Raw genomic sequence first — 26,833 nt, 5'->3', positions numbered from 1 at the left:
CGCTCCTGCCTCCGTTACCAGCGCGTGCCGCGAACGGTGGCGTGGCCGGGCGGCTCGTCTTCCTCGTGCCGTGAGGCGCAGCAGCCGCGCGTTGGCCTCGTCCGGCGCGAAACGGTCAGGGGCGAATTCTGTGGCGGACCGAAGTCCGAGCCACACCAGCATGGCGTGGTGTTCCTCATGCGACGCCGGGTCGGCGAGGATCACTTTGAGATCGCTGCAGCCGGGTCCGCCGCCGCAGTCCTCGGGCGGGCACGTCCCGGCACCGTCCACGCAGTGCGGATAGTGAAGCCCGGCTGAGGCTGTCTGGAACTGCTCCACGGCGACGAGGTGACCCCAGTGGGCGCCCAGTTTGAGCAGGGCGGTCAGTGTGGCGGTGCGCTCGTCGCAGAATCCGAGTTCGCCGTCGGGACGGTAGATACGGAACCGGATCGGTCCCCGGCCAGGTCCCGGAGTGCAGACCGACTGGAATGGCTACCGGCCGCCGCGAGGGAGTCACGTCACTACACCTGGGCAGAATGTCGTAAAAGCAGAAAATGAATGAGACCAAAACTGAGACCAGGGCATGCCGAGAACCCCGGCCGCTGAGCGGTCCGGGGTTCTCGTTTCGCCTGTTCAGGCGGCTGCGGAGGATACGAGATTCGAACTCGTGAGGGGTTGCCCCCAACACGCTTTCCAACTGTCCGCACCGCCGTACGGGGGCGTCCGTGGGGGTTCAAACGGCAGGTCATACGGGGTGGGCGTACGTCGGTGAACGGTGGCGACTGCTGGCGTGCTGGACAAAGACCAGGACAACGAGGTGCCCGGTACCCCTTTGGCCTGTCTTGGGCAGAGAGCCTCTGCGCTCACCACCTGCTGAGCGTCATAGCTGTCGATGACGTATCTCGACTACAGCCACATCCCGCACCAGTGCGTCAAGCCCCGGGTAGACGCGCTGTCACTGTCAGTGCCATCCGAGAGACTGGTATCAGGGACGCCAGGTGGACTAACTGACACCAGATCACTGCAGTTTAGGCCACCAGGCTATAGGCTGTTCTCCATGGTAGAGAGGACATTGGTGAGCCCTGTGGGCGACCTTGAAACGTATGAACGAGATCTAGTCCACCTAGCGAGGGTTGCGATGGCAGGGCGGGCACAGGATGTGCAGACCCTGGTTCAGCGCATGGCCCGCCGTTACCAACGATCGAACGAATCGCTTGCTAGCTCGCTTCGAGAACTGCTGCGTTCCGCCCCAACTGCACAGACGCCCTTGCGTGGTTTCGGAAACGCCGCCTCCCTCCCTCTCGACAGCGACAGTCGCCTGCCCTTGATCCGAGCGGAGCAACTCGGGCCGACAGTTCGCCCAGTCTTGGCTCCGCCAGTGAGGGCGGCAGTGGAGCAACTCCGTGACGAACATCGGAGCGCGGACCGGCTCGCACGGCAGGGCCTAACACCGAGTCGCACCGGTCTGTTCACTGGTCCTCCCGGTGTCGGCAAGACCCTTGCTGCCCGCTGGCTTGCGGACGAACTGAAGCTCCCGCTGCTCGTTCTAGACCTTTCCTCCGTAATGAGCAGCTACCTCGGGCGAACTGGAGGAAACATTCGCAAGGTGCTTGATTACGCGAAATCGAGCCCTTCGGTCCTGCTCCTGGACGAACTCGACACAGTGGCCAAGCGGCGCGACGACATGGCCGAAGTTGGCGAGCTGAAGAGGCTCGTTACGGTCCTTCTCCAGGAAATTGATGACTGGCCTTCAGGTTCACTCCTGCTGGCCGCCACAAACCACGCTGAGCTTTTGGATCCAGCGGTATGGCGACGATTCGACCTAGTGGTCAAATTCCCCTTGCCTGGTCCGGCCGAGCTAGAGGAAGCACTTCTCCACTATTGCGGAAATGAGGCGCCAAGTAACATCGATTTCCTTGCGAGGATTCTGCAGGGTTCCTCGTTCGCCGATGCGGAGCGATTCGTTATGACGGCTCGCAGGAAGGCTGCCCTAGGCGGCGATCGTACGTTCGATGTCCTGTTGAGTATGGGGCAAGAACGTCTGGCGCAAATGAACCATGTCGAGCGTCTTCAGGTGGCACTTGATCTAGTGCAAGATGGGAGCCTCTCACAGAGGAGGGCTAGCGAGTTGACGGGAGTCAGCCGCGACACGATTCGACGCAAGCAGCGTGCGGACCAAGAGCAGTAGGGCGAGGGGGACACTATGGCTGGGCAGCGCAACTTCTTACTCGGACACGGCGAGCGTCTCGTCGAGAGAGTGACACCAGCTTCGGGCGGAACAACGCCCGAACTGCCATACACTGCGGAGGAGGCTCGACAACGACTCCTCCCTCAAGTCAGGACGGCAGTAGAGACATTCGATTCCTTGCCAGCTGAAGCCTGCCCGTCAGGGAAGACAGTAGGCCTCGTCACACTGCACCCCCAATGGATCGCTAAGTCCTACCATCCCGCCGACTTCCTTCGGGATAACGGGCTTTCGTACATCGGATCCCGGGGCGCCAAGGTCACGCCAGAAAAGTGGACACGTCAAGGTGAACCCGTAGAGTTGGAGACAACGGAGCTATTTGTCTCCGGGCAACGGGAGTCTTTTTCGCATCTGGTGGAGCGATTGGAGTCACCTGATGCCTTCCCAGAGGGATCTCCCCTGCAGAGAGTCGAAGCATTCCGTGCTCCGGCCGCTTTGGATAAGCAGCGCGGGGTAACGTCGTTGCCTCACTCCTCATCGCTTTTCGAGGTGGGTCTACACATTCCGAGCGTGGACCGTGACGCCATCGTTAGGTCCTTCCAGCGCTGGGCTCGTGTATGCGGCGCATCAGCCGACTTCGGCAGGAGCATCCCGGTGTCCGGGCTGATCTTTATGCCCGTTGCCGCTCACGCGGAAGAACTGGATGAGCTGAGCAGGTTCTCCTTCCTCCGGGTCATTCGACCGATGCCGAAGCTCCGTACGCTGCATCCCATGGAGCGGAGCCTCCCGGTAGGCGCACTGCCTCCGATTGAGGTGCCAGATGAGCCCGTAGTCGACAGTTCCATCCGCATGGCCATCTTCGATGGCGGTCTGCCCTCAAACGGGCCCATGAGCCCTTGGGCCCAGTCTCTCGATGTACCTGGGGTCGGCGCAGCCATGGAAGAGGGCACCGATCACGGCCACATGGTGACTTCAGCCGCCCTCTTCGGCAGCCTGACTCCGGGAGAGGCCGCGCCGCGGCCCTTCAACAGCGTGGACCACTATCGGATTCTCGACGACGTAGAGGATGACCCCTACGCCCTCTACACGGCACTCAATCGCATCCGCGATGTGCTGGAAGAGAAGAACTACGACTTCGTGAACCTCAGTCTCGGCCCGGAGCTTCCTATCGAGGACGATGAAGTGCACCCGTGGACAGCGGTACTGGACGAGTATCTCTCCCATGGTCAGACCTTCATGACCGTAGCGGCCGGAAACAACGGAAACCACGATTGGGCCTCGGGCAACGCCCGTGTCCAAGTGCCATCCGACTGTGTGAACGCCCTTGCTGTCGGATCTGCCAATAGTAGGCTAAAGAACTGGGATCGAGCTGGATACAGTGCAATCGGTCCAGGCCGCTCGCCAGGTTTGGTGAAACCGGATGTTCTAAGTTTCGGAGGTACGCAGTACGAGCCCTTCATCTTCTTGCCCAGCAATGGGACGGATGCTCCATTGTCGGCGATTGGTACGAGCTTCGCAGCCCCAGCCACACTCAGGATGGCCGCAGGGATCCGAGCACACTTCGGCGGGCATATTAAGCCTCTTGGTCTCCGGGCTCTGCTCGTACACTGTGCCGAACGTGGCGACATGCCTGTGGAAGAGGCTGGCTGGGGAAGGGTTCCTGACCAGCTCGACGCCTTCGTAATCTGCCCTGCAAACTCCGTTCGTGTGTTGTATCAGGGGGCAATCGAGCCAGGGCAGACGATGCGAATGCCCATTCCTCTACCCGAGGACGTAAAGACGGGCAACGTCGAAATCAGTGCCACGTATTGCATTAACTCCCCAACCGACTCGCGCAGCCCCAGTACGTACACGGCCAGCGCCATCGAGCCTGTTTTTCGGCCGCACGCGGAAAAGTTCAGCAACGAAGACAGCGTGCACCCGAAGACTGATTCCTTCTTCAGGTCGAGTGACTTCCTGCCCGAGAACGATCTACGGAAGGGGGCGCACAAGTGGGAGACCACTAAGCACAGGACTCTCACCAAGAGAGCTTCGTCGCTACTCCGACCAGTATTCGACGTGAAATATCATTCAAGGATTGAGCAGCTCGTCGGCATCCCAACTGAGAAGGTGGAGTACGCGCTTGTGATCACTCTCACCTCGTCCCGAGATGTGGACATTTACAACAAGGTCGTCCGCACCTATAGCGGCCGATTGGAAATCTTGCAGCCGCAGGTAGAAATTCCAATCACTGTGCAGCCGTAGCCTGCCTGAGCGCAATCCCCGAACAGCGGGAGCCACTTACCACGAGTGGGTCCCGCTGTTGTCCTTCCTACAGCTCGGAGCAGGAAGACAGGGCCATCGGTTGGTTGGGTGGGACGTGGGAAGCTGGAGACTGTGAGGCGCCACCTGGACGCCGGCGAGGTCGATGAAGGGGAGGCCACGTGCCGCAGGGCAGTCCGCGAGGTACGTACCTGGAGGTCTCGGGATCTCTCCGCGAGAAGATCAGGAAGGGCGAGATCGCTGAGGTGCTGCCGTCTCAGTCGGAACTCGTGAGTGAGTACAACGTGAGCCGCAGCACCATCGAGCGGGCCCTTGCAGCGCTCAGGGCTGAGGGAGTCATCGAATCGGTACAGGGTGCCGGGTGGTTCGTAGCAGGGACTGGCGACCGTCGGCCGTTGGTCGAGAAGGTGACCGACCTGTTGCGAGCCGACGGGGTCAGGGTCGGTGACCGCTTCCCCACCGAGAAGGAGCTGTGCGAGCGGTTCGGAGCGTCGCGGACGGCCGTCCGTTCCGCCATCGCACAGATGGAGGGGCAAGGACTCATCGGCAGGGGTGCCGCGCGAGGGCGGGAAGTACGTGCGTTGCCCGTCGGGCGGGGGACTAAGACCGTATGACGATTCCCGAACGAACCGAGTTCGACGCTGACGCGGCGGGCGCCATCCTGCGCAAGGCGTGCGAGGTCGCGGACGTGGACCCGGACGGAATCGAGATGCTGCGATTCGGCGACCACGCGGTGTTCCGCTTGGACGGCGGCCGTATCGTCTCCCGGGTAGGTCGGAGTCCCGATCGGCTTACCTCCGTGCGGAGGGAAGTGGCCGTAGCGGAATGGCTCGCGGTGCAGGGGTATCCGGCGGCGCGACTCGTCACGTCGGCCGAACAGCCGGTCGTCGTTCAGGGCCATCCGGTGACCTTCTGGGAAGGTCTTTCCAACGGAGACACGTACGCGACTACTGGTGAAATGGGCGTGCTCCTGCGGCGGCTTCACGAACTGGAGCCGCCGCCTTTTTCGCTCCCGCCCCTTGAGCCTTTCGACAAGGTCGTGCAGCGTTTGCAGCGTGCCGCCATTCCAAACACCACCCGTGCCTTTCTCCACTCCATGACTGACGATTTGGCGGCTGAGTACGGCCGTCTCCGGTTCGCGCTTGCGCCGGGGCATCTGCACGGTGACTTCAACGTCGGCAACGTCTTGCGCGACGCTGTCGGCCGCCCGAAGGTCATCGACCTGGACGGGTTCGTCAGGGGCCCCCGAGAGTGGGACCTCATGCAAACCGCCATGTACTACGACAGCTTCGGGTGGCACACAGAAGCTGAGTACGTCGATTTCGTCGCCGGGTACGGGTTCGACGTGCGGGAATGGTCCGGGTACTCCGTTCTACGGAGCGTTCGCGAACTGCTCATGGTCACGTGGCTGTCGCAGAATGCTGGCACCAATCCGCGTGCGGCCGAGGAGGTTGAGAAACGGGTGGAAAGCCTGCGCTCGGGTGGCTCTCGCCGGGACTGGGCGCCCTTCTAAAGCCGTCAGGTGGTCTGCTTCCAGAGGCGGAAGCCGCGGGCCTGTTCCTCGAATTCACGGAACTCTGTGGCCCGCCTCATACCGTCCGTGACGCGCCCTTGGAACTCACGCACGTACTGAACACATCGTGCCGACTTCAACCCCTCGCTGAGTTGCAGCGCGCTCAAGGCGAACTCGAAACCACGGCCAATCTCGCCGTGGTTGATGTATGACTCGGCTTGCACCATCGTTGCAAAAAAGTCACTTCGATTGTTGAGGCCGTCGCCGAAGATGGAGCCCGCCCCGCGCTCCGTGGCTTCGAGGGAGCGCCCCAGGTCGCGGAAGCAATGGCCTACCTCGGCTGCAAGCTCCACTTCGTCGAAGTAGGCGATGTAGGGCGGGTCGCTGTCGGCCGTCTTCTGGCTGAGCTTGCGTTCCGCCTCCGCAAGGGCGAGGTCACAGCCTCGCTCATCCCCGAGACGCGCGAGGGCCCGCGCTTCCATCGCGATGTGGTGCGCTGCCATCGTCGGTCCCAGGCTGCCGGCCGGGCCCGCGACCGCAGCACGGGCGAGAGTCGCAGCATCTTGGTACCGCCCCAGGAACGTCGCCTGATGGCTCATCGCAGAGAGAATGCTGCTGCCGAGAAGCCGGTCACCGGCCGCCTGTGCCATGCGCAGACCCTGGATGAAGTACCGCTGCGCGATGCTGTGCAAGCCGCTGTCGTACGACATAAATCCGGCGAGCAGGAGTGCTTCGGCAACAGCGGATTGAAGCCGCTTGCCCACGGCATCGGAGTAGGACCCGTCCAGCATCGGCCGGACATCCGTGTGCAGGTACTGAATCAGTGCCCGCCGTGCATGGCCACCGCCGAACTTCCCATCGAGCACGCTGAACGCGTCGGTTGTCGAGCGCACCATTTCCACGTCCATGGCGCCGACCGCCAGGTTGCCCGTCTGCGTCAGTTCGCCGTCCGGAGGAGCCACGATCCAACGGAGGGACGCGGCGTTCCAAGCCGCGGAATCGGGGAGTGCCCGAACCAGCGTGTCAGCGTCGGCCAGGTCGGCACGCCAAAGGTCGGCCACGGTCTTGGCCGTGCTCTCCGGCTTGTCCGCGAACTCAAGCCCCAAATCCGGCTGTACGGCGGACACGGCCGCGTCGCCCATCCCGATGTCATCGATCGTGAGGTGACGCCCCAGCTTGCGCCCGATCGCGTCGGCGATGAACTGCGGCATGTTGCCTCGCGGGATGGAGCCCTTGAGCCACCTGGTGACGTACGTGTGATCGCAGGTGATGTCCTCACCCGACCGAGCGGCAACGGCGACCACCGCGCGAGCAAGCGACTTGTGGGAGAAGTCGGCTTCCTGCAGGAGCGCGGCCAGTCTGGCGTTCGGGTCTGCCATGGAACCCCCAGAGAGCGGCCGTAGTTCCAGCTTGACTCATCGTCACTCTACGCAGGTCAGGGCCGGTGTGCAGAGGGTTTGCACGTAGGAGTGCACGAGTGCACCCCCAAGTACACGCTCCCGAAGTGCTCGCCGTCTGGCGACAGTTGAGTCACCACCGCACGGGGCAGGCCGGCGGTTCCGAGTCGAAAGCCACGGGTTGACGGCGCGGAATCCTTCTGCCAACGTGAGTGGTAGGTAATACACACCACGCAAGGGGTTGTGTATACGCCGACCGTGTAGCGCCCGGAGGAAAGCCCGCAGGGGTGACTACGAAGGAAGCGCTGGTTTTTTGAGAACTCAATAGAGTGCTTTGAGACCGACGGGGCTTGCTCCCGTCCCCGTGACGGCCGGGTGACGACCGTCGGCGATCGCTTTCGGTGTCCCCTTGGGGCCCCTGATTGGTGGTCGTTCTGCTGGCACCGAGCAGTGCGAACAGGGTGCCCCGACAGTTCGAGGGTCGGGACCGGGAGGCCGTGGCGACGGCATCCGGTGAAGTCCTCGAAAGCACTTCGACAGCCCCGGCAACCAGCCGCGAGGGCGCGGAATCAGATTCCGCCCGGGGCACTGGCCCATCGCTTCCCGAGGTGTGGCCCTGACTCCCGGTGCGGCGCACTCCCGGACAAGGACAACGCGCCGCTTCCGGTCTCCCTATCCCGACGCATCAGAGGAGAGATCCACCATGCGTATGCGCATGTTCGTCGCCGGCCAGGAAGCGCACGGTGACTTCGAGTTCGCGGAACTGGCACTCGGTATCGACGTAGACCTGTTCCGGGGCCCGCTGGAGTCCGAGACGGACGACGAGCGGGCGGCCCGTAAGGACGCGGCCCGTGACGTCCTCGCCGACCTGGTCGCGATGGGCGAGGCCGGTGACGAGATCGCCGGTTGGGACGCCCTGTACGCCGACGCGCTGACCCGGACGGTGCCGTTCCTGCGCGCCGCGCGTGGCCGCCAGTCGGGGACGGGGGAAGCGGCATGACCACCACCGCTACGCAGAACCTGACGGCCGCGCACGCTGAGGTGAAGGCCGAGATTGCGCGGACCGACGCCAAGACGGCGCTGTTGCTGGCGTTCGTCGGCGCGGTGGTCGCCGGCGCCTGGACGGTCGCCCGTGACCTGCCGCTGAACATTCCCGCGTACGTGGCGGGCGGGTCAGGGCTGGCGCTGCTGATCGGGGCGGCGGGGCTGCTGCGGTCGGTGCGCCCCAACATCAAGGGGCGGCACGGTTTCCCGCTGTGGGCCACGCTCACCGCCCAGCAGATCACCGACATCGCCGCGTCCCGGAACCTCGCCGCTGACATCGCGGGTCTGTCCCGGGTTGCGGTCACCAAGTTCACCTGCTTGCGCCGCGCGGTCGACCTGACCTGCGCCGGCGGGGCCCTGCTCATCGTCGCGGCCCTGCTCGCTGCCGGGGGTGCGGCATGAGTGGGCGCAGGGAGCTGACGAAGCCGCAGATCGCCGTTCTGGCCGCCGCGTTCGTGCCGATGCTCGCCACCGGTGTGGCGGGCGGGTACGGGACGTACAGCAACATCAGCCACGCCTACGGCAAGGGCACCGCCCTCGGTGCGGTCGCGGCCGGTGAAGGCGCAACAGCCGTTCTCGCCCTCGTCCTGCTGGGGCTCACCATGCTCGGTCAGTCCTCCCCGCGCGTGGTCCGCATCGGCTTGTGGGTGCTGCCGGCCGCCGCGTCCGTGATGGCCGCGATGGCCGCGCCGGACCTGGGCCGTACGGTCATCTTCGCGCTCACGCCGCTGGGCATGTCGGTGTCGGCGGAAGGCATGGCGTTCCTCGCCCGACGGATCGTCGTTCACACCGACGGCCGTGACGCGGAGAACGAGCGGCGTACCGCCGATCTGGTGCAGGCGCTCGCCTATCACCACGCCCGCGCCGCCAACCATCCCAGCGACCTGGTCAAGCGGTGGTCGGAGCGCAAGTCGTGGCGTCTGGTCCGCAAGGTCGGTGTCGGCGATGTGGCGCTCGGATCGAGGCTGCTGGACGTGCAGCGCGATCGGGTCACCGCCGGCGCGGACGCCGCCCTCGCCTCGATGCTCGACACCACCACCGCCCCCGATCCCACCCCGGTCACGAATGCGGAGGAATCAACTAAGACCGCAATGAAACGGTCTATGGCTGAGCTGCGGGAATCGACCCCCGGCCCGGTGGTGACGCTGACTCGACTGTTGGTGCCCAATCCGGTCGCGGTCGACCTGGGCAAGTCGATCCCTCCGCTCAAGCCGATGCCTGCCATCCCTGCCCCGATCGAACCTGCGGCCCCGGCCCCGGTTCAGCGGACGGTTCCGGCGGAATCGACCCGGCCGCGCCGGGCGACCGGGAGGCTTCCCGAGTCGGCCCGATCACCCCGACCCAAGCGCACCCCGGATGAACTGCTCGCCGAGGCACGATCGGCCACGGCCGGACTGCCGGATGCGAAGGTGACCGCCGAGGGCATCCGCCGCGCGATCCGCACCTCGCCGACGAACGCCCGCAAGCTGCGGGACACCCTGCTCGCCGAGCGGGCCCGCATGGCGGGGGTGACGGAATGACCACACCCGCTACGAACGTGGTGAAGTCGTTCAGCTTTGGCGGGGGCGTGCAGTCCATGGCCGCTCTGGTTCTGGCGGCGCGGGGTGATTTGGACTACCGCACGTTCCTGATGGCGAACGTCGGGGACGACTCTGAGCACCCCGGAACGCTCGCCTACCTGCACAAGTACGCCATCCCCTACGCCGAAGCGCACGGCCTTGAGCTGGTCGTGTTGGACCGGGTGATGAAGCGCTCGGGTGAGGTCCGCACGCTGTATCAGGACCTGACCCGTGAGGGGTCGCGGTCGTTGAAGATCCCGGTGCGGATGTCGAACGGGGCCCCCGGCACGCGTTCGTGCACGGCTCAGTTCAAGATCAAGGTGGTCGGGGACGAACTCAAGCGCCGTGGCGCCACGAAGGACGCACCCGCGACGGTCGGGATAGGCATCAGCCTGGATGAGATCGGCCGCGCGAACAACCGGCGCTGCGAGCCGCACGAGCGCATCGAATACCCGCTGCTGGAACGCGGTATCCGCCGTATCGACTGCGCCCGGATCATCCGCAGCGCGGGTCTGCCGGTGCCGCCGAAGTCGTCGTGCTGGTTCTGCCCGTTCCACCGGCCGGAGACCTGGCACGACATGCGCCGCGACGAGCCCGAGCTGTTCGAGCGGGCGTGCCAGCTCGAAGAACTCCTCAACCGCCGCCGTGACGAACTCGGCAAAGACCACGTGTGGCTGACCCGGTTCAACCGGCCGCTCCGTGCCGCGATCCCGGACGGCGTGGACACCCTCCCGTTCGACGAGTGGGACTCCGGCTGCGACTCCGGCTGGTGCATGACCTGACCGGGCCCGCCCGCACCCGCACACCCCCTTCCATCCCACCTGCCTGAGGAAGGCCAAAGACTCATGGGCAACTCCGAGATACGCCGCCTTGACCGCGAGATCGAGCGGACCGCGAAGAAGCTGGAAGCGGTCCGCCGGGGTGAGTGGTGGCCGCTGACCAGCCGTGAACGCCTCTCGATGACCCGCGCCATGGCCAGTGGTGCGCGCAGCGTCCACAAGGGCCGCAGCACGACCGGTGCCGAGAACCGCATGGACTCCATCGGCTCCGCCGCCGAGACGCGGCTGAACGCCGAGCTGATGGCCCTGCACGGCGAGCGTCAGCGCCTGATCACCGAGGCCGCCCGCGCCAAGGCCGCCAAGAAGAAGTCCGGCTGGTTCTGACCAGCCAACCCTGCAACGCCGGGGTGGCCGCTCTTTCCACGGACCCGACCACCCCGGCACTCCCTCAACTTCGGCCCCGTATCGGGGCAGTCAGGAGTAGTTCCAGCATGTCTGAGAACGTCGTTCACCTCCACAAGACCACCAACCCCCCGGCGACCGTCGACGAGACGGCGCCGACGGTGCTGACCGTCGTCCCCGAGCCCGCCCCGGCGCGGCCGGTGCCGTTGTGGGTGCGCTCCGGCCGCGCGGTGAAGCGGGTGGCCACCGATGAGCGCACCAAGAACACCGGGCGCGTGGTCGTCCGCCACGGCGCCTACATCGCCGGCGGGGCGCGGATCGTGGCCCGCCGCACGTGGGACGGCCGTACCGGGGCACGCTACGAGCGCATGATCCGCACCGCCGAAGCCGCGGGGAACCTGGAAGCGGCCGAGGAGTGGGAGGAGCGGTTGCAGCGCTTCCGCGCCGCCCGCCACCACCGCCGCATGGACCTGCTGCACTCCCCGGTGGAGGCCGCCAAGGGTGCGGCCGTCGGCGTGGGCATGGGCATCGGTGTTCTGGTGGGTCTCGGGGTCGTGATGGCCATCAGTAACGGCGACGTCAAGGACGTCATCACTCCGCTGTCGGCCACCATCGACTTCATCGCCCTGCTCATCCGGATCGTTCAGATCGTGTGGGGCCCGCTCATCTCCATCGGCCCCTTCCTCGCCCTGCTCGCGCTGTGGACGGTCGGCCGCCACCAGCAGGCCGCACCCGCGTGGGCGCTTCCCGCGAACGTCCGCTCCAGCGAGGGCGAGCCGATCACCCCGTCCATCGTGGTCAAGGCCCTGCGCGACCTCGGCATCACTCCGCTGAAGAACGCCATCAAGGAGATGGGCGACGCCGGCGCCTCCATGCTGTCGCCGATCACCATCGCCGGATGCGGCGTGGAAGTCGACGTCACCCTTCCCTCCGGGGTGGCCACGGACGAGGTGCAGAAGCGGCGCCGCAAGCTTGCCGAGAACCTCACCCGGCACGAGCATGAAGTCTTCATCACCATCCCCGCCGCCGCCCGCACGGTGCGGCTGTGGATCGCGGACTCGGGGGCGCTGGACGAGCCGATCGGCCCGTCTCCGCTGGTCACCGACGAGACGATGACCGCGAACTACAAGACCGGCCGCGCCCCGTGGGGGCAGGACCTGCGCGGGGACGCTGCTGAGCTGAGCGTGTACCAGCGGCACCTGCTCGTCACCGGGCGGTCGAACCAGGGCAAGACCGCCTCGCTGCGCGCGCTCGCGCTGTGGCTGGCGCTGGACCGGTCGGTGCAGTTCTGGCTGGGCGACCTCAAGGGCGTGGGTGACTGGGCCATGTTCGAGGGGATCGCCGACGTCCTGATCCAGGGCCCGACGGACGACCATGTCGTCCAGGTCACCGAGATGGTTGAGGCGGCCGTGGACGAGATGAACCGTCGCACCGAGGAGCGGCTCACCGACCCCAGCGCGGTGTTCCCGCCGCTGATCGTGCTGGTGGACGAGGCACAGGTGGCGTTCATGTGCCCGGCCGTCGACGACCAGAAGCGGCCCTACGGCGGCTCCAAGGCCACCAGCCGGTACTTCATGGCCGTCCGCAAGATTCACAACCAGGGGCGGGCGGTCGACGTCCTGATGTGGCAGGGCACCCAGGACCCCACCGACCAGAACCTTCCCAAGCTCGTGCGCGAGGGCGCCCACACTCGCGCGTCCCTCGTGCTGGGCACCGAGTCGCAGTCGCGCATGGCGCTGGGGGACAAGGCCGTCGACGACGGCGCCGCCCCGCACCTGCTGCGGCAGGGTCTGGACAAGGGCACCCTGGTCGTCGCCTCCGACGGCATCGAGATGCCCAAGGGCCAGTCGTCCATCACGGTGCGCACGCACTTCATCGACGACGACCCCGCCGCCGAGATCGCCGAGCGTGCCAAGGCCCTGCGCGACGGCGTCACCACCCTGCACGCCGTCGACCGTGGCGCGGAGCGTGACCCGCTCGCCGACATTCTCGACGTGATCGGCACCGGCGAGCGTGCCTACACCCAGGACATCCTCAAGCGACTCTCCATCCTCGACGAGGACGCCTACGGCGGCTGGTCGTTCACCGACCTCAAGCGCGTGCTGGAGGCCGACGGGGTGGAGCCGTACAAGTCCCACGGCCGCATGGTCGTCCGCCGAGACGACGTCGCCCGCGCCCTCGCCGATCGCGGCACCGACGGTTCCGCTTCCGCGTCCTGAACGCGGGGAGGAACGCCCTCCCGCCGTGGGGAGGCGGGGAGAACTCCCCAACCGCCTCCCCACGGCGCCTCCCCCAGCTTGATCAGCGAAAACACCGTTTCGGGGAGGCAGGGAGGCGCCCCAGGTCACCCCCCGAAAACCCCCTCCAGAAGCCTCCCGGCAGGGGGTGCCCCTGCCTCCCCAACCCAGCATCGGAAGGGATTCCGCATGTACCCCGACAACGGCCACCACCCGCCCGCCGTACGGGCCCCGGACGTCCACCACCCCACCCCCATCACCCCCGCCGCGACGCCGTACGTGGCGCCCCTCGCCCCCGTCCAGCCGCACGGCGTGCCGACGGTCGCGTCCGTCGTCCTCCCGGACGGGCGGGTCGTCACCGGCTACGCCATCGAGGCGGCCAAGGCCGAACCGGTCACGCACAAGCCGGCCGTCTCGCGGGCGGCGGTGAACGTCGCGCTCGGGGGCATCGGGTTCGCCGCCGTCTGCGGCGGACTGCTCATGCTCACCACGTTCATCACCGCACTGACGGCGTTCGTCACCCAGCTCATCACCCTCGCCGCCGTCCTCTTCGGCGGATACGTCGCCGTCCAGATCTTCAAGCCCCGCGAGGCCAAGAGCGGACACACCTTCCACATCCGCAAGGCCGTCATCAAGCGGAACAAGTTCTACGGCTGACAAGGAGATCACCCCGTGATGCGACTGCGTATCCAGCGCACCGCGCTGCCCCGCAACGCCCTGATCCTCACCGACACGCCCCGCCCCGACTGCCGCGACTGCGACGGCGTGGGCGGCATCCCGCACGACTACGGCAACCACTACGACGGCGAGTACGAGGGCACCGAGTGGGAGCTCTGCCCCTGCTGGACGGAATGGCGCATCGTCCTGCTGCCGCTCCCGCACCGGCCCCGGTGGCTGCGTCGCCGTGACAACGGCCGCGCCCCGTGGGGCCCCGGCGGCTACAGCGACGAACCGCCCTTCTAGCTACGCCCGTGGGCGGCGGCTCCCGGACAAGGACAACCCGCCGCCCACGGTCTCCCTATCCCGACGTAGCAGAACAGGAGACCTACAGCATGACCCAAGCGCGCGTCTCCGGCGAGGGCCCCTTGGCCCCTGCCATCCGAACGGGGCGAGTCCTGCCCGACACGAACGCGGCTCCCAAAGCTCTGCGGGTCGCCCTCGCCCTCGCTGCGGCCGGCGTCCCGGTCCTGCCCCTGCGGGCGGGCAAGGTCCCGTTCGGCAATTGCCGCACTTGCACGGGCACCCCGCCCCGGTGCGGCGGCCGGCCGAACATGAAGACGCCGGGGCCCTGCCGGTGCCCGGCGCCGTGCCACGCGTGGGCCGCCGCGACCACCGACCCACACGTCCTCACCTCGCCCCCGTGGGCGCCGGTATGGCGTGAGGCTGTGACGGTCGCCTACCACCCCGGCGGAGCCGGACTCACCGTCGTCGACCTGGACGACGAGGTGGCCGTCGCCTGGGCCCGCGAGACCCTGCCCGCAACCCGCGTCGTGCAGACGACGCGCGGTGAACACTGGCTCTACCGGGGCGCCATGCCGTCCGCGAACGCGGTCCGGCCCGGTGTCGACGTCAAGTCGCTAATGCAGTACGCCCGTTGGCTCGGACCCGGCACCGGCCGTATGGCCGTCCTACCGGCGGCCGTGCGCGCCCTGCTGGTGAAGGAAGACACCACCCCCGCTCCGGGGGAGGTGGCATCTTCCCTTCCCGCCCGCGCCACGTGGTCGCGGCAGGTGGCCACCGGATGCCGCCACACCGAGAGCTACGTCCGCACCGGCCTGGAACGCGGCCTCGCCCTCGTACGCGCCCGCACCGAATCCGGCGCCGGATCACAGGCGTTCGGCGTGGCCCGGTTCCTCGCCGCGCAGCACACGGCCTGCCCCGGCCCGTGCGGACTGGACGCCATCGGCGAGGAGATCACGGCCGCCGCCGTCTCCGTCGGCGTTCCCGAGCCCTACGCCCGCCGCGCGGTCACCAACGGCCTCCAGACGACCAAGGGGCGCGCGGCATGACCAAACCATCCCGAAAGCCCGTGAACAGTCCTCAGGGCGCCGTACAGGGCGCGCCACAGCCGTCCGTGGGCGAGCCGAAGGGCGTCGCCCGCAAGGGCGTCCTTTCTGCTGTTGGTTCTGACCCGCAGACGGCCACCGTCACCGGCATCACCCCGGGGCTTCAGATCCAGTGCGAGGGCATCCCGGTCGCGGACTGGCTCTGCGCCTGTGGGCACCACGAACGCGCCCGGGGCCGCGCCGCCGTCATCAGGCTGACCGCCCGCGTCATCGTCGGCATCTGCCCCCACACCACCACCGCCGAAGGGAGGGCGGCCTCATGACTCCACAGCCTGTGGACAGCCCCGACCTGTGGGCCGGACTGCCCACCCTGGAAGACCCGCCTGGCGAGGACGACACCGCCCCGGACGTATGGGAAGACCCCATCCCCCTCACCGGCCGCCGCGAGCGACCCGCGTTCCCCGCCCACGTCCTCCCTGCCTGGCTCGGGGAGTTCGTGGCGGCCGTCGCGGAGGAGACCCAGACCCCGGTGGACCTCGCCGGATCAGTCGCCCTCGCCGTGCTCGCCACGGCGGCCGGCGGCCGGTCGGTGGTCCACGTACGCGGCAACTGGCGAGAGCCCACCAACCTCTACACCGTGGTCGCGCTCCCGCCCGCCAACCGCAAGTCCGCCGTCTTCGCCCTACTGACCAACCCCCTGTACGAGGCGGAGAAACAGCTCAAGACCGCGATGAAGCCCGTCATCGTCGAAGCGGAACTGACGGCGAGACTGGCCAAGGAAGCGGCAGACAAGGCCGCCGCCAAAGCCGCGTCCGCCGACGGCGACAAACCGGAAGGCCCTCACCTGTTCAAGATCCCTCAGCCGAGACCTGGCTCACCCGTCCACAACCTCCCGGGACAGAACACCTAGCCGCGTCCCACATCTCACCGGGCAATACAGCTAGCGCTCCCCGCCCGGCACCCACAGCACGTCCCCGACGTCCTTGTTCGCCGTCCTCGCCAGGATGAACAGGAGGTCGGACAGGCGGTTGAGGTAGGTCGCCGTCAGCGGGTTCATGACGTCGCCGTGGACCTCCAGCGCCGCCCACGTCGACCGTTCCGCCCGGCGTACGACCGTGCAGGCCTGGTGGAGGAGGGCGGCCCCCGGGGTACCGCCCGGGAGGATGAAGGAGCGCAGCTTCTCCAACCGCTCGTTGAAGCGGTCGCAGTCCGCCTCCAGCTTGTCGATGTAGAACTGCTCGACGCGGAGAGGCGGGAACTCGGGGTTCTCGACGACCGGCGTGGACAGATCGGCGCCGACGTCGAAGAGGTCGTTCTGCACGCGGGTGAGGACCTTCACGACCTCCTGCTCCAGCCCGCCCAGCGCGATCGCCGTCCCGATCACCGCGTTCGCCTCGTTGGCGTCCGCGTACGCCGAGATCCGCAGATCGGTCTTGGGCACCCGGCTCATGTCCCCGAGGTTCGTGGTGCCCTGGTCGCCGGTCCTGGTGTAGATGCGCGTGAGATTGACCATGTCACCAGCGTAGTTACGCGCAGGCCGCCCGGAAGACCCGTCCACCAGATGGAGGGCCTGTGGGGCGAGAAGGTGCTCAACTACGGCCGTACGCGCCTCCGAATGAGTACTGCCGGTGTGATGTCCGTCAGATGAGACGTGACTCGCGTTACTAAGCGGTCACACAGCCCCTCACGAGCGCTAGGGTCCGGCCGAGAGGCAATCATCAACAGCGCGTACCAGGGGAGTCGCACAGTGGCACGGAAGCTCGCCGTCATCGGAGCCGGGCTCATGGGGTCCGGTATCGCTCAGGTGTCCGCGCAGGCGGGCTGGGACGTCGTCCTGCGCGATGTCACCGACGAGGCGCTCGACCGTGGCATCGGCGGCATCCAGGCGTCGTACGACAAGTTCGTCGGCAAGGGCAAGCTGGCGGCCGAGGACGCCGAGGCGGCGCTGGCGCGGATCAACGCCACGACCGACCTCGACGCGGTGGCCGACGCGGACATCGTCGTCGAGGCCGTGTTCGAGAAGCTTGAGGTCAAGCACGAGATCTTCCGGGCGCTCGACAAGCTCGTACGGGACGATGCCGTGCTCGCGTCCAACACCTCCGCCATTCCGATCACCAAGATCGCGGCGGTCACGGAACGGCCGGAGCGGGTCGTCGGTACGCACTTCTTCTCGCCGGTGCCGATGATGCAGCTGTGTGAACTGGTCCGCGGCTACAAGACGAGCGACGAGACCCTCGCCACCGCACGGGAGTTCGCCGAGTCGGTCGGCAAGACCTGCATCGTCGTCAACCGTGACGTCGCGGGGTTTGTGACGACCCGTCTCATCTCCGCGCTGGTCGTCGAGGCGGCCAAGCTGTACGAGTCGGGTGTCGCCACCGCCGAGGACATCGACCTCGCCTGCAAGCTGGGCTTCGGCCACGCGATGGGACCGCTGGCCACGGCCGACCTGACGGGCGTCGACATCCTGCTGCACGCCACGAGCAACATCTACACCGAGTCCCAGGACGAGAAGTTCGCCCCACCGGAGCTGATGCGCCGGATGGTTGACGCCGGTGACATCGGACGCAAGAGCGGGCAGGGCTTCTACAAGCACTGAACCTCAGGCAATCGCCTGAACCTCCGGGGCATCACCCCTTGAGGTGAATTCGGTATCGGTTCGCTCACAGACGGCAACCTGGCGGCGTGAAACGCCGTCAGACGTTGCATCACCTACTCACGGAGTACGAGACGCACTCTCGGGGAGCGCTTATGTACATCAGGGGCGACCACGCCGAGCTGGTCGTCGGGGGCCGCCTCGACGTACGCAGCGCGGCGGACGCCCGTACGGTCCTGCACTCGGCCGTCGACGACGGAGCCGGCGACCTGGTGCTCGACCTGTCAGAGCTGGACTCCTGGGACGCCACCGGACTCGGCGTGATCATGGGAGCCCACCGGCGGGCGGGACGGTGCGGACGGCGGCTGGTGCTGCGACGTGTACCACCGCAGATGCAGCGGCTGCTCGTGGCCACACGACTGCACCGCATCCTGGCGATCGAGGGCGGCATCGGGCTGGAGTCGCTGCCTCGCGTGTGAACGGGCGTGCGGATCCGCACGTATGACTCGATGCGTGTGGGACACCCGGCCCCAACGGGAGGAAAGGCACCAGACTCCCAATCCTCACGAGACCGTGACGTCTCGGACGGCGCGGTATCCCGGACTGTCGGAGATACTGTGCAAAGGTTTAGGGTTCGGCTGCCCGCTGCCAGCAACCCTCGAGCGGGTTCCGGACCAGAAGCGACAGCGCAGTGTGCGACACGGCCGGGAGGGGCTCCAGCACACGAGACGCTTTTGGGGGGCTAGAACCGATGGACCCGAACAACCGGGGACCCGAAGACCACGTCCACGACGACGGACAGGCGCAGAGCAAGCGTCCACCACGTGATTCGCTGACGCAGGACTTCGACCGGCACACTCCGGCACTCGCCCGCACCGTCCAGCTCGTCTCGGGCGACTTCCTGCTCACCGTCAACCCCGTCGACGGCAGCGAGATAGAGAACTGCCCACCGGGCGAACTGCCCGGCCGGCCCCAGAAGCACGCGCCCGCCGAGCGCGCCGAGATCGACCGCGCCGCCCGGCCGCCCGTGCCCCCGGGGCCCACGCTGCCCCGGCTGCCTCTGCTCCAGCGCGACGACGAGAGAGAACGGCTCGTACGGCTCCTCGCCCGCGGCCGCTCCGTCCGCCTCACCGGCGCCCCCGGCTCGGGCCGCACCATGCTCCTCGACGCCGTCGCCGAGGACTGCGCGGACCTCGCGCCAGACGGCGTCGTACGGCTGAGCGGTTACCGGCGTACGGTGGCCGACCTGCTGTACGACCTGTTCACAGCTGTGTACAGCACGCCCCTGTTCCGGCCCGGACAGCAGCAGATCCTCGACGTCGTACGGGACATCGGCGCGGTCGTCGTCCTGGACGACCTGGAGTTCGGCGGGGCCGCGCTCGACGAACTGCTCGACGCGACCCCGGAGTGCGCCTTCCTGATCGGCGCCACCCCCGACGTACCCCTGCCGTCCGACGACGCGCCCCTCGAAGAGATCGTGCTCGGCGGGTTCGACCGGGCGGGCAGCCTGGCAGTGCTGGAGCGTGCCGTGGGGCGGGCGCTCACCGAGGAGGAGGTGAACTGGGCGGGCGACCTGCTGTTCGAGTCCGAGGGGCTGCCGCTGCGGTTCACCCAGGCCGGGGCGCTGCTCAGGCAGCGGGACCGGCTGCGGGCGGGCGCGGACGCCGTCGACGAGTTCGGCGTCTTCGCGGACGCACCGCCGGTCGACGCGCCCTTCGACTCCTCGGCGGACACACACGAGGTACCTCTGCCGTCGCTCGCCGAGGGAGCCGCGCCCGCCGCGCTGCTCGCGTCCCGGCTGAGCGCCTCGGCACGCGAGACCCTGAGATTCGCGATCGCACTCGGCGGCGAGGTCCCGCACCAGGCCCATCTGCCCGCCCTGGTCGGCGACACCCACGCGGACGCCGCCCTCGGCGAGCTCGTCGGCTGCGCCCTCGTCACGCCGGTCGGCGCGCGCTACCGGCTCGCGGCCGGCGTACAGACCCAGCTGGAGGCCGCCGGGTACGCCGACGACGTCGAGGCCCGCGCGCGCAGCGCCGCCCGGCACTACGCCTGGTGGGCCGGGCATCCTTCGGTCACACCCGAGCGGGTCTCGGCCGAGGCGGACGCCGTGCTCGCCGCGCTCACCGTCCTCGGGCCGCTCACCGAGCCGCCCACCGAGGAGGCGGAGGAGAGCGTCGCGGTGCGGCTGGCCCGGCAGGCAGCGCCCGCGTTCGCCGCGGGGCTGCACTGGAACGCCTGGGAACGGGCCCTGCGGACCGGCGCCGAGGCGTCCCGGCTCGCCGGGGAGGCCGCCGACCAGGCCTACTTCCACCACGAGCTGGGCATACTGGCGCTCTGCCTTGGGCAACTGGACCGGGCCCGCGCCGAGCTGGAGGCCTCCATCGGGCTGCGCGGCGCCCTCGCCGACAAGCACGGCACGGTCGCCGGCCGCAGGGCCCTCGCCCTGGTCGCCGACCGCTCCGGGGCGACCCCGCCCGGCGGTCGTACGGCGGCGGGGGAGGAGGTACCGGACGCACGGCACGAGGAGTCGGCCTCACCGCCCGGCGGGGTGCCCTCCGGGTACATGCCGACGGGCTTCGGCGCGGTGGGCGCGGTGGGTGCGGTGGGCGCTTCCGCGACGACCGGTCCCGAGGCGACGCTGGTCACCCATCGTCCCGGCGGTGGCTCGCCCGCGCACAAGGCCGGCGGCCTCAAGGGCCTGGTCGGCGGCGCCCGGCGCAACCTCGCGGCGGCGGGGGCGGGCGCGCTGCTCGCCGCCGTCCTGGGCACCGTCGTAACCCTTGGCGCGACCTCGGACAACAACACGCGGACCCCGTCCGAGAAGGTGGGCGTCAACCCCTCCGCCAGCGAGGGCTTCGACGACAGCGGCCTCGGCGCGGAGGAGCGCCCCAAGCGGGAAGGGGACGCCAACGACCCCGGCACACTCCCGGAACCGACCGACCCGGGCCCCGACGGGACCTACGGCACCGCGGACGACCCGACGCCGACGAACACGCCGGGACCGTCGGACGACAACGATCCGTCGCCCTCGGACTCGTCCGGTTCGTCGGACGGCGGAACCACCGGCGGCTCTACGGGCGGTTCCTCGGGCGGAACGACCGGTGGCGGGACGACGGGCGGCACGACCGGCGGCACGACCGGCGGCGGTTCCCCGGGCGGAACGACCGATGGCGGGACGACGGACGGTGGTACGACCGACGGCGGGACCGATGGCGGGACCACGGACGGCGGGACGACCGATGGGGGCACGACGGACGGTGGTACGACCGACGGCGGGACCGATGGCGGGACCACGGACGGCGGGACGACCGACGGCGGGACCACGGACGGCGGCACGACCGGCGGCGGCACCACGGACGGAACGACGAGCGGAACGACGAGCGGCACGACGACGAGCGGCACCTTGTCGCCGTCCGGAAGCATGTCGGCGAGCGCCCCGGAGAGCAGCAGCAGCGAAACCCCTGCCGACAACTCGGTGATGTGAGGCCGAGGCTCACGTCAGCGCAAGAGGGCCGGGACCGTGCGACGGACCCGGCCCTCTTGCGTGAAACGGCTCAGAACAGCCGCAGTTTGTCGTCCTCGATGCCGCGCAGGGCGTCGTAGTCCAGGACCTGGCAGCCGATGCCGCGGTCGGTGGCGAGGACGCGGGCCTGAGGCTTGATCTCCTGGGCGGCGAAGATGCCGCGGACCGGCGCGAGATGCGGGTCGCGGTTCAACAGCTCCAGATAGCGCGTGAGTTGCTCGACACCGTCGATCTCGCCGCGCCGCTTGATCTCGACCGCGACGGTCGCCCCCTCCGCGTCCCGGCACAGGATGTCCACCGGGCCGATGGCCGTCATGTACTCGCGGCGGATGAGCGTGTAGCCCTCGCCGAGGGTCTCGATGCGGTCGGCGAGCAGTTCCTGGAGGTGCGCCTCGACGCCGTCCTTGATCAGCCCGGGGTCCACGCCCAGCTCGTGCGAGGAGTCATGGAGGACTTCCTCCATGGTGATGATGAGCTTCTCGCCCGCCTTGTTGATGACGGTCCAGACACCCTCTTCGTCGCCTGTGCCCTCCTTCAGCGTGCAGGGCGGCGACATCCAGTTGAGGGGCTTGTAGGCCCGGTCGTCCGCGTGGATGGAGACGCTGCCGTCCGCCTTCACCAGGATCAGGCGGGGGGCTGAGGGGAGGTGGGCGGTGAGCCGGCCCGCGTAGTCCACGGAGCAGCGGGCAATGACGAGACGCATGGTCGGCAACGCTACTCGACGGCGACCGGTCCGCGCGATTCGACGACCACAACGGCCTCGGTCCGGCGACCACGACGTCCACGGCGGGCCCGTTCGACGGCCACGGCGAACCCGGCCGAGAACGTCGGGAAAAGTCGCCCTCCGTCGCGCCCTCCCCCCTCTCATCTGGGCCTCTGTCGTCCCCCGGCATGTGCCTCTGTCAACTCTTGTTCGGCAATGGCTGATTGTGTGCGTCAAGCGCGGTGTCGGTGCGCGCATTCTCCTGGTGCGGTCACGATCGGTTGCATACCGTAGAAACGTGAGGTCGCCAGCCGTGCACTCTGCGTGTTCGGTGGTGTGATCTCCGGCCTTGTCCGTCAACCCCTGTCGTTCTGGGGGTGTGAGAGGAGAACCCATGTCGCTCGACGTCTCACCGGCCCTACTCGAACAGGCCGAGCGAGGCGAGGTCGACGAAGCCGCCTTCGTCGACTGCGTCCGGACCTCCCTGCCCTACGCGTGGGAGATGATCAGCTCCCTGGTGGTCCAGCTGAAGGTGGAAGGCGGGGAGTTCGCCGACAACCAGACGCCCCCGCCGGACGAGCAGGCGCGCGGACAGTTGCTGCGCGCGCTCGCGAGTGACGCGATTCGCGGCGCGCTGCAGCGGCACTTCGGAGTACGGCTGGCCTTCCAGAACTGCCACCGCGTGGCGGTGTTCCCGCTGGACCCGTCCGTGGACGACAGGTTGGCCCGCTTCACCTCGATCCGCGGCCAACTCCTCAATCAGTCCCCGGAACTCCGGGACTGCTGAGGGCATGACGCACTACGGCTTGCCGCTCCAACCGCGGGAGGTGCATCAGTAAGCGGGGCGGCAAGCTTCCCGCAAGGGCCCTGGGTACGGCTCAGCCGAGGTGAGGCAGCACCTCGGCACCGAGTCGTCGTACGTTCTCCTCCGTCGCCGTGAGGTCGCCGGAGCCCTCGACGAGCAGGGCGAAGCGGGAGATGCCCGTGCGCTCGCTCGTCGCCGCGAGCCGGTCGGCGCACAGCCGCGGAGTCCCCACCGGGTGCAGCCCGCAGAGCAGTTCGGTGTACGCGAGCGGGTCCCGCATGGCGCGGGCGCGGCCGTCCACGGTCACATGGGCGTCGAGGCCCTGCTTCAGCCAGCCCGGCATCGCCTTGGTGAGCGCCTCCACGGCGTCGGTGCGCCGGTCCGCGATCTGGCAGACGCCGGCCGACACATGGGCCGCGCCGGCGATCTCCTCCGGCGAACGGCCCGCGGCCCGGGCGGACTTGCGCCACATCGCCACCATCTCGGCCTTCTCCTCGTCCCCGACGTGCATCCCGAGCAGCATCGACAGACCGCGCTCGGCCGCCAGCCGTACGCTCGCCGGTGAGGTGCAGGCGACGACGACCTCGGGGCCGGGCGTCTCGTCCAGATCCTCCGAGGGCCTCGGTACGACGGGGACCTCACGGAAGCTGAATCGTTCCCCCGACGCCGACACCGAGGGTTCGCGGAGCCAGCGCATGAGCAGATCGAGTGATTCCGGGAACCCCTTCTCGTACGCCTCGAGGCCGGTGCCGAAGACCTCCAGATCGACCCAGGGGCCGCCGCGGCCGACGCCCAGCGAGAAGCGTCCGCCGGAGGTCACATGCAGCAGGGCGGCCTGTTCGCCCAGGGCCACGGGATGGACGGTGGGCAGCACGCTGACCGCCGTACCGACACGGATCCGCCGGGTGCGTCCCAGCAGTAACGCGGCGAGGGTGACCGCCGACGGGCATGTCCCGTACGGCACGAAATGGTGCTCGGCCAGCCAGACCGCGTCCAGACCGGCGGCTTCGGCCGCCTCCGCCGTCCGAACCGTCCGGTGGAGCGCCTCCCCATGGCCCTGGCCGGGGAACTGGGCTCCCAGTACAAATGTTCCTACGTGCATCGCACTTCCTGCTTCCTCGGCTCCGACTCGGGAGCTCCCCCACCCGGCATAACCGTCTGACACGTGCCCAAGACACGGCCTTGCGGCGAGATTTGCGGATTGTCTGCAGAATGGTGCGGGCGGGGGGCGATCTGAGGTGTTTGGTGATGTACGCGTACCCCCGTGGGGCCCGCGTAGGCTGGACACCAAGCCTGCTCCCTGTATAGCCCTGTGAGGTGTCCCGTGTCCCCGCGTCGCAACCGTCCCAAGGGCGATGGCTCGTCGGGTTCGTCAGGCCGGAGCGCCGAGGACGACCGCTCGGACCGGTACGGCGGTTGGCAGTCCAGCGAGCGCTGGCAGGGCGAGGAGTGGAACGTGCGCCATGTGGCGGGCGCGAGCGCGGTGGGCAAGACCTACCGCTGCCCGGGCTGCGACCAGATGATCCCCTCCGGTGTGCCGCACGTGGTCGCCTGGCCCGAGCACTCGGGCGTGGACGAACGCCGGCACTGGCACAAGGCCTGCTGGAACGCGAAGGACCGCCGCACCACGCGGGTGCAGCGGTCCCGTAACGCGCCGAGATTCTGAACCCCCGGTAACCCAGGCCCTGGTTACACGTCCCGCTTCTCCAACAGGGCGTACGCGCCGACGAACGTGGCCGCGACCATGGTGAGCATGATCCACAGCGGGTCCCAGCCGGACGGGCCGGCCGAGCCGAGCTCCGCGTTGTAGAAGACGCCGAGCTGGCTCGGGATCGAGTAGTTGAGCAGGAACTCCTGCACGTCCCGCAGCGACTCGGCGAACATGAAGATCGCGATGACCAGCGGCGCGAGGAACAGGCCGAGCATGATGGTGATCGCGCCCGCCGAGTGCCGGATCAGCGAGCCGACGAGCAGCGACAGCAGTCCGAACAGCGCGAGGAAGAGGCTGACGCCGACCGTCGCCTTGAACCACTCCTCACCGGTGGGCGTCGCCGTGTTGCTGCCCTCCAGGATCGTCACCTGGACGAAGCCGACGAACGCGGTGGTCACCAAGGTCACGGTGAACGCCAGCACGAAGTACACGAGGGCCTTCGCGATCAGCACCCGGCCGCGGCTCGGGCACGCGGTCATCGTGGTCCGGATCATGCCGGTGCCGTACTCGGAGGCGGTGGTCAGCACGCCGAGCGTGATGAGGCAGACGCTGCCGAGCATCAGCCCGAACATACCGAGCCCCAGCGGGGATTGACCCTGCATGTTCATCTCCGTGGAGGAGGCGACGAGGGCGAACAGCAGACCGAGGCTGATCAGGAGGAGGACGTAGACGCCGAGCGTCCACATCGTCGAACGGACGGACTTGATCTTCGTCCACTCGGAGGCGATCGCGTGCCCGAGATGGGTGCGCACCACCGGGATCGGCGAGGTGTACGAAATACCCGGCGCCCCCTGCCAGTTGGGGGCGGGCGGCTGCTGCTGGGCGAGTGGCGGCTGGGGCGTGCTCATCGGGCGTCCTCGGACTTCGTCAGGTCGGCGGCGGGCGCGGGGGCGGAAGGAGCGGCGGGCTGCGCGGGGGCCTGGGGCACGGCCTGGGCGTACGGGTTCGGCTGCGGCTGACCGGGGGCCGGTGCGGCGGCGGGAGCCGGAGCCCCGTACGGACCGGTCGGCCGGCCCTGCGGCGGTGCGAAGGGCTGTCCGCCCTGCTGCGGGGCCGGCGGGGCGTACCAGCCGGGCTGGCCCTGCCCCGGCACCGGCATCGGCGGCTGCGCGCCGGGCGGCAGGGGCTGCTGGAGCCCGGCCTTCTGGTCGATGGTCGAGCGGTAGTCGACGGCGCCCTGCGTCATCCGCATGTACGCCTCCTCCAGCGAGGCCTGGTGCGGCGACAGCTCCCACAGCCGTACGTCGGCGCCGTGCGCGAGGTCGCTGATGCGGGGCAGCGGCAGACCGGTGACGCGCAGCGCGCCGTCCTGCTCGGGCAGCACCTGGCCCCCGGCCTCGGTCAGCGCGGCGGTCAGCTTCTCGCGCGCCTGCGGCTCGGTGTCCGGCGTCCGTACGCGTGCGAAGTCGGCGGAGTTCGCCGAGATGAAGTCCTTCACGCTCATGTCGGAGAGCAGTTGCCCGCGCCCGATCACGATGAGGTGGTCGGCGGTCAGCGCCATCTCGCTCATCAGGTGCGAGGACACGAAGACCGTACGGCCCTCCGCGGCGAGCGCCTTCATCAGGTTGCGCACCCAGAGGATGCCCTCGGGGTCGAGGCCGTTGACCGGCTCGTCGAAGAGCAGCACCTGGGGGTCGCCGAGCAGGGCGGCGGCGATACCGAGCCGCTGGCCCATGCCGAGCGAGAAGCCCTTGGAGCGCTTCTTCGCCACGTCCTGGAGACCGACGACGCCGAGCACCTCGTCCACCCGGCGGGCCGGGATGCCCGACAGCTGCGCCAGGGACAGCAGATGGTTCCGGGCGTGCCGGCCGCCGTGCACGGCCTTGGCGTCGAGCAGGGCACCGACCTGGCGGGCCGCGTTCGGCAGCTTGCGGTACGGGTAGCCGCCGATCGTCACCTGCCCGGAGGTGGGGTTGTCCAGGCCGAGGATCATGCGCATCGTCGTCGACTTGCCCGAGCCGTTGGGCCCGAGGAAACCGGTGACGGCCCCCGGCCGCACCTGGAAGGAAAGGTTGTACACGGCCGTCTTGGCGCCGTAGCGCTTGGTCAGGCCGACTGCCTCGATCATGCTCCGCACCCATCGAACGTTTCAGAACGTCTGCGTCTCAGGACGTCGGGGCGCACGCCCCCGT

General features: G+C 68.4%; 25 protein-coding genes and 2 pseudogenes. 20 read left to right on the top strand and 7 right to left on the bottom strand.

Annotated features, from left to right (window positions below; translation table 11 throughout):
• Positions 1-111: 111 nt before the first annotated feature.
• Positions 112-348 (bottom strand): annotated as a pseudogene (locus CES90_RS50100) (IS1096 element passenger TnpR family protein); the annotation flags it as partial.
• A gap of 523 nt (positions 349-871) precedes the next feature.
• Between CES90_RS50100 and CES90_RS31830 the strand changes: the two are divergent.
• The 4 genes from CES90_RS31830 (at position 872) to CES90_RS31815 (ending at position 5,939) form a co-directional block, all read left to right on the top strand.
• Positions 872-2,167: an AAA family ATPase gene (locus CES90_RS31830; RefSeq protein ID WP_332836405.1), complete on the top strand. Its 1,296-nt coding sequence runs from the start codon at positions 872-874 to the stop codon at positions 2,165-2,167.
• 567 nt (positions 2,168-2,734) lie between these two features.
• A complete protein-coding gene (locus tag CES90_RS31825) occupies positions 2,735-4,408 on the top strand; it encodes a S8 family peptidase (protein ID WP_189781021.1) in 1,674 nt (557 codons plus the stop codon).
• Positions 4,409-4,587: 179 nt separating this feature from the next.
• A complete protein-coding gene (locus CES90_RS31820; protein WP_189781022.1) occupies positions 4,588-5,040 on the top strand; it encodes a GntR family transcriptional regulator in 453 nt (150 codons plus the stop codon).
• Positions 5,037-5,939, top strand: coding sequence for a phosphotransferase enzyme family protein (locus CES90_RS31815; RefSeq protein WP_189781023.1), 903 nt, complete (start codon positions 5,037-5,039; stop codon positions 5,937-5,939). Before CES90_RS31820 ends, CES90_RS31815 begins: the two co-directional genes overlap by 4 nt.
• Positions 5,940-5,944: 5 nt before the next feature.
• Here CES90_RS31815 and CES90_RS31810 read toward each other — a convergent pair whose 3' ends face one another.
• A complete protein-coding gene (locus CES90_RS31810) occupies positions 5,945-7,318 on the bottom strand; it encodes a hypothetical protein (protein ID WP_189781024.1) in 1,374 nt (457 codons plus the stop codon).
• Between the two features lie 727 nt (positions 7,319-8,045).
• Between CES90_RS31810 and CES90_RS31805 the strand changes: the two genes are divergently transcribed.
• From CES90_RS31805 to CES90_RS31755, 11 genes and pseudogenes are all read left to right on the top strand, one after another.
• Complete coding sequence (locus tag CES90_RS31805) at positions 8,046-8,336, top strand: hypothetical protein (protein WP_189781113.1); 291 nt, start codon at positions 8,046-8,048, stop codon at positions 8,334-8,336.
• Positions 8,333-8,782: a Pycsar system effector family protein gene (locus CES90_RS31800; protein ID WP_189781025.1), complete on the top strand. Its 450-nt coding sequence runs from the start codon at positions 8,333-8,335 to the stop codon at positions 8,780-8,782. The genes CES90_RS31805 and CES90_RS31800 overlap by 4 nt, the downstream gene beginning before the upstream one ends.
• Positions 8,779-9,900, top strand: coding sequence for a conjugal transfer protein (locus CES90_RS31795; RefSeq protein ID WP_189781026.1), 1,122 nt, complete (start codon positions 8,779-8,781; stop codon positions 9,898-9,900). The genes CES90_RS31800 and CES90_RS31795 overlap by 4 nt, the downstream gene beginning before the upstream one ends.
• Positions 9,897-10,721, top strand: coding sequence for a phosphoadenosine phosphosulfate reductase (locus tag CES90_RS31790; RefSeq protein ID WP_208921470.1), 825 nt, complete (start codon positions 9,897-9,899; stop codon positions 10,719-10,721). The genes CES90_RS31795 and CES90_RS31790 overlap by 4 nt, the downstream gene beginning before the upstream one ends.
• 63 nt (positions 10,722-10,784) lie before the next feature.
• The gene (locus CES90_RS31785) at positions 10,785-11,102 is read left to right on the top strand and encodes a hypothetical protein (protein ID WP_189781027.1); all 318 of its coding nucleotides are present in this window, start codon (positions 10,785-10,787) and stop codon (positions 11,100-11,102) included.
• Between the two features lie 107 nt (positions 11,103-11,209).
• Positions 11,210-13,339, top strand: a complete 2,130-nt coding sequence (locus CES90_RS31780) for an FtsK/SpoIIIE domain-containing protein (protein ID WP_189781028.1) — start codon at positions 11,210-11,212, stop codon at positions 13,337-13,339.
• Between the two features lie 207 nt (positions 13,340-13,546).
• On the top strand, positions 13,547-14,014 hold the full coding sequence (locus tag CES90_RS31775) for a hypothetical protein (RefSeq protein WP_189781029.1): 468 nt from the start codon (positions 13,547-13,549) through the stop codon (positions 14,012-14,014).
• A gap of 15 nt (positions 14,015-14,029) precedes the next feature.
• The gene (locus CES90_RS31770; protein ID WP_189781030.1) at positions 14,030-14,320 is read left to right on the top strand and encodes a hypothetical protein; all 291 of its coding nucleotides are present in this window, start codon (positions 14,030-14,032) and stop codon (positions 14,318-14,320) included.
• A gap of 89 nt (positions 14,321-14,409) precedes the next feature.
• Positions 14,410-15,366, top strand: a complete 957-nt coding sequence (locus CES90_RS31765; protein ID WP_229913596.1) for a bifunctional DNA primase/polymerase — start codon at positions 14,410-14,412, stop codon at positions 15,364-15,366.
• Positions 15,363-15,686 carry a hypothetical protein gene (locus CES90_RS31760; protein WP_229913597.1) on the top strand — a complete coding sequence of 108 codons (324 nt, stop codon included), beginning with the start codon at positions 15,363-15,365 and terminating at the stop codon, positions 15,684-15,686. The genes CES90_RS31765 and CES90_RS31760 overlap by 4 nt, the downstream gene beginning before the upstream one ends.
• A gap of 11 nt (positions 15,687-15,697) precedes the next feature.
• Positions 15,698-16,192: pseudogene (locus tag CES90_RS31755) on the top strand (DUF3987 domain-containing protein); the annotation flags it as partial.
• Between the two features lie 111 nt (positions 16,193-16,303).
• Here the strand turns inward: CES90_RS31755 and CES90_RS31750 are convergent.
• Positions 16,304-16,876 carry a cob(I)yrinic acid a,c-diamide adenosyltransferase gene (locus tag CES90_RS31750; protein ID WP_189785854.1) on the bottom strand — a complete coding sequence of 191 codons (573 nt, stop codon included), beginning with the start codon at positions 16,874-16,876 and terminating at the stop codon, positions 16,304-16,306.
• Between the two features lie 234 nt (positions 16,877-17,110).
• Between CES90_RS31750 and CES90_RS31745 the strand changes: the two genes are divergently transcribed.
• The 3 genes from CES90_RS31745 (at position 17,111) to CES90_RS31735 (ending at position 21,443) form a co-directional block, all read left to right on the top strand.
• Entirely contained in the window at positions 17,111-17,959 is an 849-nt protein-coding gene (locus CES90_RS31745) for a 3-hydroxyacyl-CoA dehydrogenase family protein (protein ID WP_189785853.1), read from the top strand.
• Between the two features lie 152 nt (positions 17,960-18,111).
• Entirely contained in the window at positions 18,112-18,435 is a 324-nt protein-coding gene (locus CES90_RS31740; protein ID WP_189785852.1) for an STAS domain-containing protein, read from the top strand.
• 272 nt (positions 18,436-18,707) lie between these two features.
• Entirely contained in the window at positions 18,708-21,443 is a 2,736-nt protein-coding gene (locus CES90_RS31735; RefSeq protein ID WP_189785851.1) for an ATP-binding protein, read from the top strand.
• A 70-nt stretch (positions 21,444-21,513) separates the two neighbouring features.
• On the opposite strand, the gene nucS is transcribed toward CES90_RS31735, so the two are convergent.
• Positions 21,514-22,185, bottom strand: a complete 672-nt coding sequence (nucS, locus tag CES90_RS31730; protein ID WP_189785850.1) for an endonuclease NucS — start codon at positions 22,183-22,185, stop codon at positions 21,514-21,516.
• Positions 22,186-22,579: 394 nt separating this feature from the next.
• Here nucS and CES90_RS31725 point away from each other — a divergent pair, with 394 nt between their 5' ends.
• Positions 22,580-22,972, top strand: coding sequence for an SCO5389 family protein (locus tag CES90_RS31725; protein ID WP_149828745.1), 393 nt, complete (start codon positions 22,580-22,582; stop codon positions 22,970-22,972).
• A gap of 91 nt (positions 22,973-23,063) precedes the next feature.
• Here the strand turns inward: CES90_RS31725 and CES90_RS31720 are convergent, their stop codons facing one another.
• Complete coding sequence (locus tag CES90_RS31720; protein ID WP_189785849.1) at positions 23,064-24,092, bottom strand: LLM class flavin-dependent oxidoreductase; 1,029 nt, start codon at positions 24,090-24,092, stop codon at positions 23,064-23,066.
• A gap of 222 nt (positions 24,093-24,314) precedes the next feature.
• Here CES90_RS31720 and CES90_RS31715 point away from each other — a divergent pair, with 222 nt between their 5' ends.
• A complete protein-coding gene (locus tag CES90_RS31715; RefSeq protein ID WP_189785848.1) occupies positions 24,315-24,656 on the top strand; it encodes an ATP/GTP-binding protein in 342 nt (113 codons plus the stop codon).
• A 23-nt stretch (positions 24,657-24,679) separates the two neighbouring features.
• Here CES90_RS31715 and CES90_RS31710 read toward each other — a convergent pair whose 3' ends face one another.
• Together CES90_RS31710 and CES90_RS31705 are read right to left on the bottom strand one after the other, a co-directional pair.
• Complete coding sequence (locus CES90_RS31710) at positions 24,680-25,549, bottom strand: ABC transporter permease subunit (protein WP_189785847.1); 870 nt, start codon at positions 25,547-25,549, stop codon at positions 24,680-24,682.
• Positions 25,546-26,769 carry an ABC transporter ATP-binding protein gene (locus CES90_RS31705; protein WP_189785846.1) on the bottom strand — a complete coding sequence of 408 codons (1,224 nt, stop codon included), beginning with the start codon at positions 26,767-26,769 and terminating at the stop codon, positions 25,546-25,548. The genes CES90_RS31710 and CES90_RS31705 overlap by 4 nt, the downstream gene beginning before the upstream one ends.
• Between the last annotated feature and the right edge of the window lie 64 nt (positions 26,770-26,833).

The organism is Streptomyces capitiformicae (genome assembly GCF_002214185.1).
In the GTDB taxonomy this organism is placed as follows: Bacteria; Actinomycetota; Actinomycetes; order Streptomycetales; family Streptomycetaceae; genus Streptomyces; species Streptomyces capitiformicae.
This window is presented reverse-complemented; position numbering and strand designations above follow the sequence as displayed.